Origin of the sequence: Zobellia roscoffensis, from assembly GCF_015330165.1 — a bacterium.
Taxonomy (GTDB): domain Bacteria; phylum Bacteroidota; class Bacteroidia; order Flavobacteriales; family Flavobacteriaceae; genus Zobellia; species Zobellia roscoffensis.
The window spans coordinates 217181-232425 of the sequence record NZ_JADDXT010000002.1; the positions used below are offsets into that span (position 1 = coordinate 217181).

Consider the following 15245-nt stretch of genomic DNA (forward strand, 5'->3'; position numbering starts at 1 on the left):
TCTGTTTATTCTTATATATTTCTAATCTTTTACTTTAGGGTAAAATTCACTCTAGCAAACAAAAACCTACCGCCAATACCAAATTGTTGAGCTCTACGCGACCAATCAAAACGTCCTGAGCTTCTATTACCAAACTGCTCTTCTGCTCTATCTGGGTAGATATCTAATAAGTTGTTAGCTCCCAAAGTCAAGGTCAAAGCATCTGTTGCTTTGTACCCAATAGAAAGGTCTGTAACGATTTTAGTACCAAAAACTTGTTGATTTTCCACAACCGTAGTAGCTTCGGTTACTTCACCAAAATATACGTTTCTCAAAAACATAATCCATTTGTCAGACGTAAGACTATTAGAAAGATTAAGCTTTGTACGGGGTACGGCCTCCTCTAAATATACTCTACTATCCTCTGGAAAATACGTATCTACCAGACCAGCATTTTCCAATACTTCGGAAGAATTAATATCTCCTATTTGGTTGGTTTTTGAAAACGTACCCGCTAGATCGGATTTCAATCTCCACTTATCACTTAAAGTTGCCTGGTGCGTAATAACTAAATCCAATCCACGAGATTCTGTGTTAATGGCATTTGCAAAGAAAGAAGCGGCAGTTGCGTTAGCCTGACTCAATAGATTGTCCAATTCCGTTCCTGTGCCAGGACCTTCAAACTGACCTGTATAGACTACCCTATCATTAATTTCAACATAATAGCCATCAACAGTAATCGTCAAATTAGCATCAGGAATCTTTGCTGTAAGCCCTAGGCTAACACTACTGGAAGTTTCTTCTTTTAATTCTGGAATGCCCAAAAGTTTAGCCGCACGACTGTCATTTGCAAAAGTTCCCACTTCTTGAGGATCACCATTCTGATCAAAAATAGTTGATGTAGAGTTGAAGTTGATCTGATGTAAAGAAGGAGCCCTAAAACCCGTATTGGCTGCACCTCTAATGTTTAAATTATCAGAAATTTTATAACGAGTCGCCAATTTAAAGTTGATGGTTGAACCAAAATCGCTATAATCCTCAAAACGTGTAGCGAAACTCGCTAAGAATCTCTCCGAGAAATCTGCCTCTATATCTATATAACCTGCAACGCTGCTACGACCACGAGATAGTTCATTACCAGGACTAAATCCTGGAAAAACCTGTGACCCCCCAGGCCTTCCGTTACCAAAAAAGTCTTGTGCTGGCTGTTGCGAAGCTAAAGTGATACGCTGACCATCTGCAGTATATTGTGAATACGAAGCCTCTTCCCCTTGAACGATGTCATAATTCTCTACACGATACTCAGCTCCAAAAGCAACATTCAAACCAGACATGGCATCTTCAAAAAAGCGAGTGACGTCTAAATTTGCTGTATTCTGTGCAAAAGAAAAACCACCTGCATCAAAAATAGTGGGTGATGCATTTTGCATAGATGCGTTAAATGTGTTTCCAATGGTGTAAAGGAAAGAGTTCTTTCCGTAGGTGTTGCTCAAATCAACATCCCATTCATTAATTTTTCCTTTTATACCAACAGATAATGATCTGTCTTTAATAGTTGAATTAATTTCAGGTAGAAATCCATCATTATAAGCTGGGGTAAAAGTTCTACTTTGATTCGGCAGACGATAAAAACCTGCAGAATTACCAGTTCTAGAGCTGATTCCTGCAAAGGAGTATACTTCAGTTCCATTATCATCTAAAGGCAAAGAAAAGTTTGCAAAGATTCGTCCACCGCGTAATGCGGATTGTCCAACTCTCATATTGTAATCGCTACGTTGCTGCCCTCTAGCCGCAAGTTCTGCATCTGTAGCATCCGCAGATAAAATAGGCTGAAGCTGAGCTTTTGTAGTTGCTCCGTTCAAGTTTATCCCTGCTTGATTTGCGTATTGAATAACATCCGTTACGTCATCATCCAACAAATTAGTCAAATTGTAACCATCGTTACCGGCAAAACGCTCAACCACGTTATATTGATTAAAAACTTCACCTTCCCATTCATTCATTCTACCATAAGCTTGGCGAACATCAAAATCACCGGAAAGATTCAAGAAACCTCCGTTTACCCCCAAAGGAACCCCATAACTTGCCGCAATGTTGGTAGTAGCACCATCTACACCACCAGTTTGATCATTGGCATTCTTAGAGAAATTAGCACCTGTTGTAACGGTAGTATTTAATTCATTTACACTTTTATTCAATACAATATTAATTACCCCTGCAATAGCATCAGAACCATATTGCGCCGCTGCACCATCCCGTAATACTTCTATACGTTGTATTGCTGCTGCGGGTATGGCATTTAAATCCGTACCAACGCTACCTCGTCCAAAAGTTCCGTTTACATTGATCAAAGAAGACGTATGCCTTCTTTTTCCATTAATCAGCACTAATACCTGATCAGGACCTAAACCACGCAAAGAAGCAGGATCTACGTGATCCGTACCATCTGAAATGGTCTGGGTATTTGATGTGAAGGAAGGTGCTACATAATTTAATATCTGATTCAGGTTCACCTGAGGCGCAACACTATTCAGTTCCTTCATACTAATCACATCTACCGGAACCGTACTTTCAGTAGCCGTTCTGTTGGGATTACGAGAACCTACAATAATTACCTCTGACAGAGCTACACCAGATGAGAGTTGCACACTCATTCCCCCTGCTGCAGCGGTTACTTCTTTGGTTTCATAACCAATGTAAGAGATGACCAATTTGTCGCCTACTTCCGCATCAATCGAAAATAAACCGTCAAAATCTGTCGTGGAACCTGTAGTCGTTCCTTTTATTACGACTGAAGCTCCCGGGAGAGGGCCACCATCTTCATCTAAAACCGTACCTGATATTTGGGCACTGGCAATTCCTATAACACTCAAAAAGAGTGCATAGCATAAAAAATACTGCTTTTTCATAATCATGAGTTTGAGTTAATTCAACGAGAAGTTAAGTATTTTTTATTTTTAACGTAGGAAAATCAGTAAAAAGATAATCTTAAAAAAAGGTTCTTTTGTTTCTAATAAGCCCAATTTTGTACTTTTGATTTAAAAATAAGCTGATGCAAAATATCATTAATCGCTTTTTAAAGTATGTCAAAATAGACACGCAAAGCGACCCCAATTCAAAAACGACCCCGAGTACTGAAAAACAATGGTATTTAGCAGATTTACTGGTTGAAGAATTACTGGAAATAGGAATGGAAGAAGTTTCTATTGACAACAAGGCTTACATCACCGCAACATTGCCCAGCAACATTAACATTGATGTGCCGACCATCGGGTTTATTTCTCATTTTGATACTTCTCCCGATTTTTCTGGAACAAATGTGAATCCACAGATTATTGAGAATTATGATGGTAAGGATATTGTCCTGAACCACATGGAGAACATCATACTCTCTCCTGATTATTTTGAGGATTTATTACAGTATAAAGGTCAAACCTTGATTACTACAGATGGCACTACCCTTCTTGGTGCCGATGATAAGGCCGGGATTACCGAAATTATCACGGCAATGGAATACCTTATCAACCATCCGGAAATAAAACATGGTAAAATTAGAGTAGGTTTTACGCCAGATGAAGAAATTGGTCGTGGTGCTCATCATTTTGATGTTGAGAAGTTTGGCGCAGACTGGGCTTATACTATGGATGGAAGCCAAGTTGGCGAACTTGAATACGAAAATTTTAATGCAGCCAGTGCCAAGGTTGTTATTAAAGGTAAAAGTGTACATCCCGGCTATGCTAAAAACAAAATGGTAAATGCCATAAGTATCGCCAGCGAATTTCTTGAAATTTTACCTCCTGAAGAAACCCCACAAAACACTTCGGGCAGGGAAGGTTTTTTTCACGTTCACCATATACAAGGCGAAATTGAGCATGCCGAGTTTGAAATGATCATTCGTGATCACGACAAGTCTTACTTTGAAAACAGAAAACAGCTGCTCCGTGATATTGCGGAAAAATTGAATGCTATTCATGGAGACTGTATTAGCCTAGAACTAAAAGACCAGTATTTTAACATGCGCGAAAAGGTTGAACCTGTTTTTCATATTGTAGAATTAGTTAAAGAAGCTATGGAGGCCATGCGTGTTACTCCTATCATAAAACCTATACGCGGCGGAACGGATGGTTCACAACTGAGCTATATGGGGCTACCTTGCCCTAATATCTTTGCAGGCGGACACAATTTTCACGGAAAATATGAATATGTTCCTGTGGAAAGCATGATAAAGGCTACTGAGGTAATCATTAAAATATGTGAACTGGCGGCAAAAAAGGCAGAATAGTGTCAAATCCTTATCTTTAGGAAAGAAACTCTAAAAAAACCAAGTTCATGGATGCATCCGAAAAGGTAGCAGCCTATTATGGCAATGAACATCATTTTAAAAATGGTATTGCACAGTTACGCAAATTGGCGTTACAAACCGAGTTGGTAGAAACTTACAAATGGAGCATTCCAACATACACTATTAATGAGAAGAATGTTCTTGCTATCTGTAAGTTCAAAAAACATTTTGGAATCTGGTTTTTTAACGGTGTCTTTTTAAGCGATTCCGAAAACCTATTAGAAAATGCCCAAGAGGGGAAAACCCAAGCCATGCGCCATTGGAAGTTTTATTCCGAAGACGATATCAATGCCATGAAAGTTTCAGCATATATTAATGAGGCCATAGAAAACCAGAAAAAAGGCATTGAATTAATTAAAAGTCCAAAAAAGAAGGTTACCAATGTGGTACTTCCTATTGAGCTAGAAGAGGCGTTTAGAACTCAACTGAAAGCTAAAGATTCTTTTAAAGAATTATCTTTCTACAAACAAAAAGAATACGCAGAATACATTGCAAATGCAAAACGCGAAAAAACAAAGCTAAGTCGTCTAGAGAAAATCTTACCAATGATTGTTGAAGGTAAAGGATTGAACGACGCATATCGGTAAAAAAAAGCTCCCAAAGCCCTGTTTAATATAGGTTTGGGAGCATTACATTTTTAAAGCATAGGTAGTTTCCAGCCGTTTTGGTAGTTGGCGGTAATTAATTTGTTCGCTTCTTCTTCCTTAAATTTTCCTGTAGCGTCATCCCAATAGATACGATTGCCGGTTTTAAAAGCAACATTACCCATATGCGATACCATAGCAGCATCGTAACCTACTTTTATAGGTGCGTTTAGTTTGGAGTTGTCCCGGCTTTTTACAGCGTCAATAAAGTTTGCCGTATGTAGATCGAGTCCGCTTGCTTCGCCTTTATTGTATGAAACAGCTTTTATTTTTGGTGTTCCCTTTTTACCCCAACCTGCAAACTCTTCTTCTGGTATTACTTCCCAACCGTTGCGATCTACTACTAGGGTGCCATTGTTACCTATAAAAGCGATACCGTGGTTACGTCCATAATTTCCGCCGTCAATTCCTGTGGCGTGCTCCCAAAGGATTGAAAATTTATCATATTCAAAAACCGTTTGTAATGTATCCGGAGTTTCGGAAGCATCATTTGGGTACGCAAACTTTCCGCCCAGCGCCATTACCGATTTTGGGTTTCCTGCTTTCATTCCGTATAAAGCGTAATCCAATAAATGCACGCCCCAATCAGTCATTAATCCACCTGCATAATCCCAAAACCAGCGAAAATTAAAATGGAACCGATTTGCATTAAAAGCTCGTTCAGGTGCCGGACCAAGCCACATTTTATAATCTACTCCTTCCGGAGCAGCTGAATCCGCAACAACCGGAACCGGTTTCATCCAACCTTGATAAGCCCATGCTTTTGCCAGTCTAATGCTTCCCAGTTTTCCGGAATGCACAAAATTAATGGCATCTACAAAGTGAGGCTGACTACGCTGCCACTGACCTACTTGAACCATACGATCACTAGAACTCGCATAGTTTAACATGATATTTGCCTCCTGAATAGAGTTTGCTATCGGCTTCTCGCAATACACGTCTTTACCTGCCGTAAGTGCATCGGTCAATTGTAAACAGTGCCAATGATCCGGCGTACCTATAATTACTACATCAATATCTTTGTTTTCCAATAATTTTCGATAATCACGGTACCACATAGGTTTTTTAATCCCTGCTTTTTCAAGATCTGCAGTTCTAGCTTTTAATACAGCTTCATCTACATCGCACAGCGCCATTACACTAATCTCGCTAATTTTAAGCATTGAGGTAAGGTCACTAAACCCCATACCTTTGCAACCAATAAGTCCTACATTAATTTGATCATTAGGACCTACTTTTTTACGCAAGGTGGCCAATAATTCCATAGGGAATAAAAATGCGGCACTTGAGCCTGCCAAGGCCAATGAACTTTTTTTGATAAAGTTTCTTCTATTATGGTACATTGTTCAAGTTGTTTAATTGAGAACATGAATATACTAATTTAGGGTAGCACAAGACCAAAAAAAACACCGCTATTAAATAGCGGTGTTTTTCATATACTTAAAATGTATTTTTACTTCTTTTCGGGAGCATTTAGTTTTTTGCTCATTTCCATTGAAATGGAAGAACGATCAAACTTTAACTTACCTGCCATGGTTTCTAATATGCAAGAAAAATCATTGTCATTTAAGTCCATGATTTTACCGTGCAAACCACTTTTTGTAATTACCCTATCGCCTCTTTTTAATTCAGCTGCGAATTTTTTTTCGTCCTTCTGACGTTTCATTTGGGGGCGTATCATAAAGAAATACGCAACCACAAAAATCAATATCATTGGAAGAAACTGTCCTATATCACCCATGTTTTTAGTGTCTGATCTGTTATTATTTTGTTGGTCCTACTGGAGCTGCTCCTTTAGGATTAACAAATGCTTTAATACGTAATTGCTCTGTACCTTTTTCAGTATTAGCGTTTACTGTAATAGTTTTAGTTACTTGGTTTTGACCTGATCCGTTAAACTTAACAACCAACTCACCTGTTTCACCTGGTGCGATAGGGTCTTTTGGTGGGTTAGGTACCGTACAACCACAAGAACTGGTTGCATTTGTAATGATCAAAGGTGCATTACCAGTGTTTGTAAACGCAAAAATAGTTTCTTGAGGAGTACCCTGCTCTATAGTACCAAAATCATGTTCTGCTTTCTCAAAAACCATAACGGGAATTTGTTTACCAGCTTCATCGCGCACAGCAGCCTCCGTAACATTATCTGATTTCACTTTACTTGATGCATTTTCTTTACACGAAACGAACGCTAAAAGCGAACATATACTTAGGGCAAAAAATGTTTTTCTCATATCTATAACTTTAATTTGGGGTAAAATTAATCATTTATTTTAAATGAGCCCTCTGCCCATTTTGTTAAGCTTTCCTTCCTTTTTGTATTCTTTTACTAAATTATCTAGAATACCATTGATAAAAATACTGCTTTTGGGAGTAGAATATTCTTTCGCAATCTCTAAAAATTCGTTAATAGTTACCTTTTCTGGTATAGATGGAAAGTTCAATAACTCACAAATGGCCATTTTTAATAAAATGGCATCCATATCCGCTATTCGGTCTTTATCCCAATTTGGAGTTTTACCTTCTATTTCTTTAGTAAGCTCCCCGTCTTTCAACAAAGTTTTTCTAAGTAGCTTTTTTGCAAACTCCATATCTTCTTTATCCTTAACCAAACGAGGTAAAAAGAAAGAAGTAGATTGATCTTGATTCACCTTTTTAAACTGTTTTAGGATATAAGTATTTACAATAGGAATATCGTCTACCCAAGTAAGGTTGTTATCTTCAAAATAGTCATAGATTTTTTCATCTGGTGCAATAACCTCTCTGAACAAAGTAATGATGAGCTCTTTGTCTTTTGCATAGGTACTGCCTTCTACAGACATATACTCTTGGTAGGCAGTACTTTTAACGATGTTGTTGTAAATAATCTTCACATACTCTTCGTTCAAATACCAATTGTCTAGCTTTCTCTTTTTGAGCTCTGCTTTTAATGGTTCATTATGTACCAATTGAAGCAATAGCTTGTTGTTAACAAACTTTGCCTGGTCCGGAAAGTTATCCGAAGCCGTAGCCAAATACTTTTTTGAAGAAATCCTTAATTGGTCCGACCCTCTTTGCTGAATCTCTATCATCAAGCTCAGCATTAAAAGATAAAGGGTATACATATTATCTATGCTAAACCGTAGAAATTTTTCTTGTTTCTCTAAAGATTCGTCTTTAGATTGGGTAATGGCATAAATACATTGCATTACTTTTACCCGTATATGTCTTCGTGTTAGCATTTTAAAGAACTTTTTTGGAATAGTATTGGTTTGACTTTCACGACGCAAAAATAAGAATAAAGCCCAAAAGACTACTATACAAAACGGTGAAACACCAACAACATTTCACTTTAATCCCTAAACACTCTCGCAAGGCCCTGTTTTTAAGCTTCTTGAAGGATTTAAAATATAAAAACTTACCGTAAATTTAACGTTTCAGGTTTGCCGTATATATTTGATATTAATTTGTAATTACTCCACATCTTATGGTATTTATAACATATGGTTTATACCCAAACCCCTATCTTTGACCAATTAACTATAGCTATAGTATATACCCTTCATGAAGGAACTTGCACACCTAAATAAATACTTCAAAAAATATTGGTCCAAATTATTGACCGGGTTGTTCATAACAATTATTGCGCGTGTGCTGCAACTGGTCATGCCCAGATATGTAAAAGAATCGATAACAGTAATCGAAAAATTTATGGATGGGCAGGTTGAAGAATCAGCCGCCAAAGGTCTTCTCCTAGAATATATTTTAATAATTGTAGGTGCTGCACTTCTATCTGGCTTCTTTACCTTTCTCATGCGCCAGACCATAATCAATGTCTCTAGATATATTGAATATGACCTTAAAAATGAAATATTTGATCATTACCAATTTCTTAGTTTAAATTTCTACAAGAAAAATAGAACGGGAGATCTCATGAACCGTATTAGTGAAGACGTTAATCAAGTTCGTATGTATGCGGGGCCTGCTTTAATGTATGGAATCAATACCATCACTTTATTTGCCTGTATCATCCCCATTATGTTTATGACTGCTCCTACATTGGCAGCATACACGTTAATTCCTCTACCTATTTTATCAGTTCTTATCTATTACATAAGTAAGGTAATACATGAACGCAGCACTATTGTACAACAATACCTTTCTAACCTTTCTACGTTTACTCAAGAAGTATTTTCTGGGGTTTCCGTAATTAAAGCATACGCTTTAGAACCTCAAACCAATAGCGATTTGAGTGCTTTGGCTGTAGAGGGAAAAGATAAGAGTATGGATTTGGCCAAGGTGAACGCTTGGTTTTTTCCTCTTATGATATTACTTATAGGCATCAGTAACATTTTTGTTATCTACATTGGCGGGAAACAGTATATAAATGGAGAAATAGCATCTTCTGGTGTTATTGCTGAATTTGTCCTTTATGTAAATATGCTTACGTGGCCAGTGGCTATTATTGGCTGGTTAACCTCTATTGTACAACGTGCCGAAGCTTCACAAAAACGAATCAACGAATTTTTAAATGAAACTCCAGATATTAAGAATACCGTTCTTGAAGAAACACCAATTAAGGGTAAAATAGAATTTAAGAATGTAACCTTTACCTATGAGGATACAGAAATTACAGCCCTTAAGAATATCTCATTTACTATAAACGAAGGTGAAACTGTTGCTATTCTTGGTAAAACCGGTTCTGGAAAGTCTACCATCTTAGATCTTATTGCCAGATTGTATGATGTAACTTCCGGAGAAATATTAATAGATGGCACTCCAATTAAAGAGTTGAATATTGATAGCTTAAGAAAAGCCATTGGTGCTGTACCACAGGATGCTTTCTTATTCTCGGATTCCATTAAAAACAATATTAAGTTCGGGAAAGAAAATGCCTCAGATGATGAAGTTACAGAGGCTGCAAAGAATGCGGTAGTACATGAAAATATAATAGGTTTTCAAAAAGAATATGAAACTGTTCTTGGCGAAAGGGGAATTACTCTTAGTGGTGGGCAAAAACAAAGAGTGTCCATTGCTAGGGCTTTATTAAAAAAACCAGAAGTATATCTTTTTGACGATTGCCTGTCTGCCGTAGATACGGAAACCGAAGAAGAAATTTTGAACAACCTTAAAAAAGCCTCCAAAAACCGCACCACACTTATAGTTAGTCATAGGGTTTCATCTGCAAAAAATGCTGATAAAGTATTGGTCCTCTCCAATGGGGAACTTCTTCAAGAAGGTAACCACACTGATTTAAACAGTGTTGAAGGATATTACAAAGATTTGTACTACACACAACTGTCAGAGAAAGAAAACTGAAAAATTGTTGCCGTATTGGCTTTTTTTTTACATTTTTGAAAGATTAACAACTATTAACTACACTATAAACGCGATGAACGAAAAAGATTCAATGGACCAGGAGGAAATTCATTCCAAAGTTTTACGGGCAGGTAGGCGCACGTATTTCTTTGATGTACGAAGTACCAAGGCAGGCGATTACTATCTAACCATCACCGAGAGCAAAAAATTTACTCATGACGATGGTTCTTTCCATTACAAAAAACATAAAATCTACCTTTATAAGGAAGATTTTGAAGCCTTTAAAGACAACGTAGAGGAAATGATGAATTTTATAATTGATGAGAAAGGCGCTGAAGTTATCTCTGAACGCCACCAAAAAGACTTTAAGAAAGAAGAGGAAGTAACAACTACAAACGGCGAATTAAAATCTACTGAAACAGGTAATTTTACCGATGTTAGTTTTGACGATATTTAAAAACAGATAAAACTATATTAAAACGACCCTTTTCAGGGTCGTTTTTTATTTCTACAAATTCGTCCTTAAGCCTCTAATTTAATTGCTACGAACATAAAGGCAATTGTAAAGAAATAAAGTCAGTACAACTATCACTCCTACAAGGCTATCACTTAATAACGTAACTACAGTAAAGAGTAAGGCATAATACACAGGGTACGCTAGCAACGCAAACCCAAAACGAAGGGTTCCCATAAATTCTGGTTCCCAAACTTTAGGTTTTGCCCATTTACGCCATACTATAAGTAACGGAAAATTTACTAGCTCAAATATTGCTTTTGTCAGTGACCGGAGTCCTTCTTTTTTCTTAATAATACCATCAGCAGCTACAGATGTATTGAGAGTTTCAATGGTTTTATTGGTTTCAAACGGATTTAGAAAATCTGCGTTCAAAGCATTCAGTTGTCCTGAAATAGAATCGTAGTTATTCTCATCTTCTATATGTGTTGTTAGATGCTTTAGCCTGTCAGAAACCATCCCTTTTACCGTATTGACCGACCCTTGAACATCATTGGCATCATACAGGGTATTTACCACAATACTCTCATCAAAATAGATGGCCACCCGATCAGGAAAACCAGAATTACTTCTATAATTAAGACCCACGGGAACAATATGAATATCCGTATCCGGCAATCTATCCACAGCATTGAAAAGAATACGGGTAAACCCCTTACTTAAAGGCCTCACACGACGTTTAATATTATGGTTAGCTTCCGGAAACATTACGATAGCATGTCCATTCCCAAAAATTTCGGCACATTGATCAAATACAGCTTGGTTGTTTTTTAAGGCCTCCCTCCCATCTCTAATTCTATAAATAGGAATCATTCTTAGATAGGCAAAAAACTTCTTTAGGCTAGGCTTCGTAAACACATCCGAACGTGTTAAGAAGAATGGTTTACGATTACAATCTACCGCAATCAATAACACATCTAACAGTGCACTTTGGTGGTTTGGTAAAAAAAGTACAGGCTTGTCCTTAGGTACATTATCCAGCCCTGAAACTTGTATTTTCCCGTAATAAAGATGTAATCCCGTCTTAATCCAGGTTTTCAATAATTGATAGCCTATATTCTTCAAGTCAGTGTTTCGGTTTTAATTGGTTTATAACTCCAAAAAGCAGCAAGTGTGAGACCTGATACTAAGTGCCAGACTCCCCAGAAAGCAGCCAATAATGCCATTCCGCCTAGGCCGTCAAAAAAAGAAAAAATTAAAAGCAAACCTAGCCCAGAATTTTGGATACCCGTTTCTATAGTAATGGAACGTATATTTCTTTTAGATAAACCCATTAATTTGGCAAATGAAAATCCCGTTAAAAAAGCCAATATATTATGTAGGACAACAATCCAGAAAACATACATTACATAATCATAAAATACAACGCGGTTGTTATACAAGGCCAAAAATACCAATAGTATAAAAAAGACCAATGAAACAACTTTAAGAACTTTACCCATTTTTTTTGCCAAACGAGGTTTCAGGTGGTTTACCCATATGCCTAAAACCAAAGGAAAACCCAATAACAAGGAAACCAATTGAATCATCTGCCAAGGAGATAAAGCCACTTCTTTTAAAATTTGATTTGTTGGTGGATACAAACTTCCCCAAAACTGAAGATTTAAAGGTGTAAAAACAATGGCTAACAAAGTTGCTGCTGCCGTTAAACTTACAGACAAAGCTGTATTTGCGCCTGCCATATGAGATACAAAATTTGATACATTCCCACCCGGACAAGCAGCTACCATAACCATTCCCAAGGCAATACTAGGTATAGGCTCAATACATAACACTAATAAAAAAGTTAGAAGAGGCAACAGAAAAAATTGACTGAAAAGCCCCGTAAATATAGGCTTGGGGTTTTGAAAAAGTCCTTTAAAATCTGCTATAGAAATGTCTAGGGCAATCCCGAACATTACCAAAGCAAGTGAAATATTCAATACCCATTGCGCTTGGGCGTCAAAATTAAGGGGTACGCTATCTAGTAAGTTTTCGGTCAAGCAATTATGATATTTTCAGTCCGTTGGCAACAATTGCTTTTGGTTGTAAAAGCTCCACATCCTTGCCATTGACAGCGCCCAATATAAGACATTCACTCATAAAGTTAGCTATTTGTTTTTTAGGAAAATTTACGACCGCCACAACTTGCGTTCCTAAAAGCTGTTCTTTGGTATATAGGGTAGTTACCTGCGCAGACGTTTTCTTAATTCCTATTTCTTCACCAAAATTAATATGAAGTTGGTATGCAGGGTTTCTTGCTTCTGGAAAATCATCTACTTTTAAAACCGTCCCGACACGCATATCTATTTTTGCAAAATCTTGCCAATTTATAGTCTCGTCCATAGTATTCTTAATGCGATTAATCTTATTACAAAAGTTGAAGGTAAAAATAGATTATGGTTTAGCAAAGACACTCAAAATACTTTTTATAACTTTAATTCCTAAACACAACACAAAAAATGGCAAGAACACTCAGTAATATGCTTCCGCTTGGCACAACTGCCCCAGATTTTAATTTATTGAATACTCGAACTGAAGAACACGTAAATCTTAACGAATTAAAGGGTAATAAAGGAACTGTAATTGCTTTTATTTGCAACCACTGCCCTTTTGTGAAACACATAAACCCGCAACTTGCCAAATTAGCAAAAGATTACGAAGCTAAAGAGATAGGGTTTGTTGCTATTTCCAGTAACGATGTTGAAAATTATCCGCAAGATGCGCCGCATCTTATGAAACAGACAGCTGTAGAGGAAGGTTATACTTTCCCTTATTTATATGATGAGACACAGGAAGTAGGCAAAAAATATGACGCAGCCTGTACACCAGATTTTTATTTATTCGATGCCAATCTACAACTAGCATATCGCGGTCAACTAGATGATTCCAGACCAGGAAACGGCATACCGGTAACAGGAAAAGATTTACGTAACGCCATTAATGCACTCTTACAAAACAAAAAAATAGACGAGAATCAAAAACCCAGTATTGGTTGTAACATCAAATGGAAAAAGTAATACTACCAGCCCTTTCTTTCAATTAAATTTAAAATTTGAGCAAAGTGATGTCTTCCATGCCAAGCATAGTGACCAATATTCTCATCTAACGGCACGTGAACATTTCCACTGGGATGTGTAAACGTCATCTTTAGTTGAACATTAGAAAGCCCGTTTAGCAAATGAACCAACTTACCGTGAACGGCTTTAAGGTGATCTAAAGACAATTGTATAGGCGCAGTTTTAGTATCAAAAAGCTCTGCCCAAGCTTTTTCATCATACGCCTTTATAACTGGATTATCCTCTGTAAGAGCCCATTTAAAACGGATGTAACTGTTATGATGACTGTCTGATATATGATGGATAGTTTGCCTTACCGTCCACCCACCAGGCCGGTAGGGTGTCTCTAATTGCTCATCGGTTAAATCCTTAACTAAGTTCTCTAATTCTTTAGGAATCATCTCAAGCACATGAATCCATTCTTGGATTTGCTCATGGGTTATTTGATTAGGTTTTTCAAATTTTCCTGTCGGATATTTCAATCGCTCCAATTCTTTATTTTCCATGGATTAAAAATAGGAAACTTTAATACATTTTTAACCATAAACGTAAGGTTGTACTAGACTAATCTACTATTTTTATAGGATTACAATTTCAAATCTAAAAATAGAATACAATGGCAACAATACGATTGGGCGATAAAGCCCCTAACTTTACAGCAGAAAGCTCTATAGGAGAAATTAATTTATATGATTATTTAGGTGATAGCTGGGGAATTCTTTTTTCTCACCCTGCAGATTTCACGCCAGTTTGTACCACAGAATTAGGTACAGCCGCACAATTTAAAGGCGAATTTGATAAGCGCAATGTAAAAATGATTGCGTTAAGTGTTGATGGTGCTGCATCTCATGTTGAGTGGATAAAGGATATTAACGAGGTTCAAAAAACTAATGTAGAATTTCCGATCATAGCAGATGAAGACCGCAAGGTTTCCGACCTGTATGACATGATACACCCAAAAGCAGACAGTACTTTAACCGTACGCTCAGTTTTCATTATTGCACCGGATAGAACGGTAAAGTTAATGTTGACCTACCCGGCTTCTACAGGACGTAATTTTTACGAATTACTACGAGTTATAGATTCTCTGCAACTTACAGCTAATCACAAAGTAGCAACACCAGCTAACTGGAAAAATGGCGAAGATGTTGTAGTGAGCCCAGCAATTTCTACGGAAGATGCTAAGACCATATTCAGTAAAGGCGTTAAAGAGGTAAAACCTTATTTACGCATGACACCAGACCCTACTTTGTAAAATCTTCATAAACGACTATAAAGCCATCTATTTCGCACACAATAGATGGCTCTTTTTAATTCTAAAATTCTTACAACATAAAATTACTAGTCTGTAACTTTAAAAGTAGCTGCTTTGCCTGTATGTGTAGAAAACAATCAATCTAGAACTAAGACAAAACCGCTAAAAAACTCAC

At 37.2% G+C, this 15245-nt stretch carries 15 protein-coding genes; 6 read left to right on the forward strand and 9 right to left on the reverse strand.

Annotated features, from left to right (window positions below; all coding sequences use genetic code 11):
* Positions 1-29: 29 nt before the first annotated feature.
* Positions 30-2888 carry a TonB-dependent receptor gene (locus IWC72_RS00890; RefSeq protein WP_194528526.1) on the reverse strand — a complete coding sequence of 953 codons (2859 nt, stop codon included), beginning with the start codon at positions 2886-2888 and terminating at the stop codon, positions 30-32.
* 143 nt (positions 2889-3031) lie between these two features.
* Here IWC72_RS00890 and pepT point away from each other — a divergent pair, with 143 nt between their 5' ends.
* Entirely contained in the window at positions 3032-4261 is a 1230-nt protein-coding gene (pepT, locus tag IWC72_RS00895; RefSeq protein WP_194528527.1) for a peptidase T, read from the forward strand.
* A gap of 47 nt (positions 4262-4308) precedes the next feature.
* Positions 4309-4908: a YdeI/OmpD-associated family protein gene (locus tag IWC72_RS00900; protein ID WP_194528528.1), complete on the forward strand. Its 600-nt coding sequence runs from the start codon at positions 4309-4311 to the stop codon at positions 4906-4908.
* Positions 4909-4958: 50 nt separating this feature from the next.
* Here the strand turns inward: IWC72_RS00900 and IWC72_RS00905 are convergent, their stop codons facing one another.
* The 4 genes from IWC72_RS00905 to nusB form a co-directional block, all read right to left on the reverse strand.
* The gene (locus IWC72_RS00905) at positions 4959-6308 is read right to left on the reverse strand and encodes a Gfo/Idh/MocA family protein (RefSeq protein WP_194528529.1); all 1350 of its coding nucleotides are present in this window, start codon (positions 6306-6308) and stop codon (positions 4959-4961) included.
* A 110-nt stretch (positions 6309-6418) separates the two neighbouring features.
* Positions 6419-6706, reverse strand: coding sequence for a preprotein translocase subunit YajC (gene yajC, locus IWC72_RS00910; protein WP_194524389.1), 288 nt, complete (start codon positions 6704-6706; stop codon positions 6419-6421).
* Positions 6707-6728: 22 nt separating this feature from the next.
* Positions 6729-7199, reverse strand: a complete 471-nt coding sequence (locus IWC72_RS00915) for a DUF1573 domain-containing protein (protein WP_194524390.1) — start codon at positions 7197-7199, stop codon at positions 6729-6731.
* 39 nt (positions 7200-7238) lie between these two features.
* Positions 7239-8186 carry a transcription antitermination factor NusB gene (gene nusB, locus IWC72_RS00920; RefSeq protein WP_194524391.1) on the reverse strand — a complete coding sequence of 316 codons (948 nt, stop codon included), beginning with the start codon at positions 8184-8186 and terminating at the stop codon, positions 7239-7241.
* A gap of 322 nt (positions 8187-8508) precedes the next feature.
* Between nusB and IWC72_RS00925 the strand changes: the two genes are divergently transcribed.
* Both IWC72_RS00925 and IWC72_RS00930 read left to right on the forward strand, forming a co-directional pair.
* Complete coding sequence (locus IWC72_RS00925; RefSeq protein ID WP_194524392.1) at positions 8509-10263, forward strand: ABC transporter ATP-binding protein; 1755 nt, start codon at positions 8509-8511, stop codon at positions 10261-10263.
* A gap of 73 nt (positions 10264-10336) precedes the next feature.
* Entirely contained in the window at positions 10337-10720 is a 384-nt protein-coding gene (locus IWC72_RS00930) for a PUR family DNA/RNA-binding protein (protein WP_194524393.1), read from the forward strand.
* A 78-nt stretch (positions 10721-10798) separates the two neighbouring features.
* Here IWC72_RS00930 and IWC72_RS00935 read toward each other — a convergent pair whose 3' ends face one another.
* From IWC72_RS00935 to IWC72_RS00945, 3 genes are read right to left on the reverse strand one after another with little or no spacing between them, the layout of a single operon-like run.
* On the reverse strand, positions 10799-11842 hold the full coding sequence (locus IWC72_RS00935) for a lysophospholipid acyltransferase family protein (protein ID WP_194528530.1): 1044 nt from the start codon (positions 11840-11842) through the stop codon (positions 10799-10801).
* Positions 11839-12759, reverse strand: coding sequence for a bile acid:sodium symporter family protein (locus IWC72_RS00940; protein WP_194528531.1), 921 nt, complete (start codon positions 12757-12759; stop codon positions 11839-11841). The genes IWC72_RS00935 and IWC72_RS00940 overlap by 4 nt, the downstream gene beginning before the upstream one ends.
* 4 nt (positions 12760-12763) lie before the next feature.
* Entirely contained in the window at positions 12764-13102 is a 339-nt protein-coding gene (locus tag IWC72_RS00945) for a tRNA-binding protein (protein WP_194524396.1), read from the reverse strand.
* Between the two features lie 116 nt (positions 13103-13218).
* Here IWC72_RS00945 and IWC72_RS00950 point away from each other — a divergent pair, with 116 nt between their 5' ends.
* The gene (locus tag IWC72_RS00950) at positions 13219-13776 is read left to right on the forward strand and encodes a thioredoxin family protein (RefSeq protein WP_194524397.1); all 558 of its coding nucleotides are present in this window, start codon (positions 13219-13221) and stop codon (positions 13774-13776) included.
* Positions 13777-13778: 2 nt separating this feature from the next.
* Here the strand turns inward: IWC72_RS00950 and IWC72_RS00955 are convergent, their stop codons facing one another.
* Positions 13779-14321: a YfiT family bacillithiol transferase gene (locus IWC72_RS00955; protein WP_194528532.1), complete on the reverse strand. Its 543-nt coding sequence runs from the start codon at positions 14319-14321 to the stop codon at positions 13779-13781.
* A gap of 110 nt (positions 14322-14431) precedes the next feature.
* Between IWC72_RS00955 and IWC72_RS00960 the strand changes: the two genes are divergently transcribed.
* The gene (locus tag IWC72_RS00960) at positions 14432-15070 is read left to right on the forward strand and encodes a peroxiredoxin (RefSeq protein WP_194524399.1); all 639 of its coding nucleotides are present in this window, start codon (positions 14432-14434) and stop codon (positions 15068-15070) included.
* The last annotated feature ends 175 nt before the right edge of the window (positions 15071-15245 follow it).

Bases quoted from the DNA above. Each gene is read 5' to 3' on its own strand.
- IWC72_RS00960 (WP_194524399.1), top strand. From the start codon at position 14,432: ATGGCAACAATACGATTGGGCGATAAAGCCCCTAACTTTACAGCAGAA.
- IWC72_RS00890 (WP_194528526.1), bottom strand. From the start codon at position 2,888: ATGAAAAAGCAGTATTTTTTATGCTATGCACTCTTTTTGAGTGTTATA.
- IWC72_RS00955 (WP_194528532.1), bottom strand. From the start codon at position 14,321: ATGGAAAATAAAGAATTGGAGCGATTGAAATATCCGACAGGAAAATTT.
- IWC72_RS00945 (WP_194524396.1), bottom strand. From the start codon at position 13,102: ATGGACGAGACTATAAATTGGCAAGATTTTGCAAAAATAGATATGCGT.
- IWC72_RS00915 (WP_194524390.1), bottom strand. From the start codon at position 7,199: ATGAGAAAAACATTTTTTGCCCTAAGTATATGTTCGCTTTTAGCGTTC.
- pepT (WP_194528527.1), top strand. From the start codon at position 3,032: ATGCAAAATATCATTAATCGCTTTTTAAAGTATGTCAAAATAGACACG.
- IWC72_RS00900 (WP_194528528.1), top strand. From the start codon at position 4,309: ATGGATGCATCCGAAAAGGTAGCAGCCTATTATGGCAATGAACATCAT.
- IWC72_RS00905 (WP_194528529.1), bottom strand. From the start codon at position 6,308: ATGTACCATAATAGAAGAAACTTTATCAAAAAAAGTTCATTGGCCTTG.
- IWC72_RS00930 (WP_194524393.1), top strand. From the start codon at position 10,337: ATGAACGAAAAAGATTCAATGGACCAGGAGGAAATTCATTCCAAAGTT.
- IWC72_RS00950 (WP_194524397.1), top strand. From the start codon at position 13,219: ATGGCAAGAACACTCAGTAATATGCTTCCGCTTGGCACAACTGCCCCA.
- IWC72_RS00925 (WP_194524392.1), top strand. From the start codon at position 8,509: ATGAAGGAACTTGCACACCTAAATAAATACTTCAAAAAATATTGGTCC.
- yajC (WP_194524389.1), bottom strand. From the start codon at position 6,706: ATGGGTGATATAGGACAGTTTCTTCCAATGATATTGATTTTTGTGGTT.
- nusB (WP_194524391.1), bottom strand. From the start codon at position 8,186: ATGCTAACACGAAGACATATACGGGTAAAAGTAATGCAATGTATTTAT.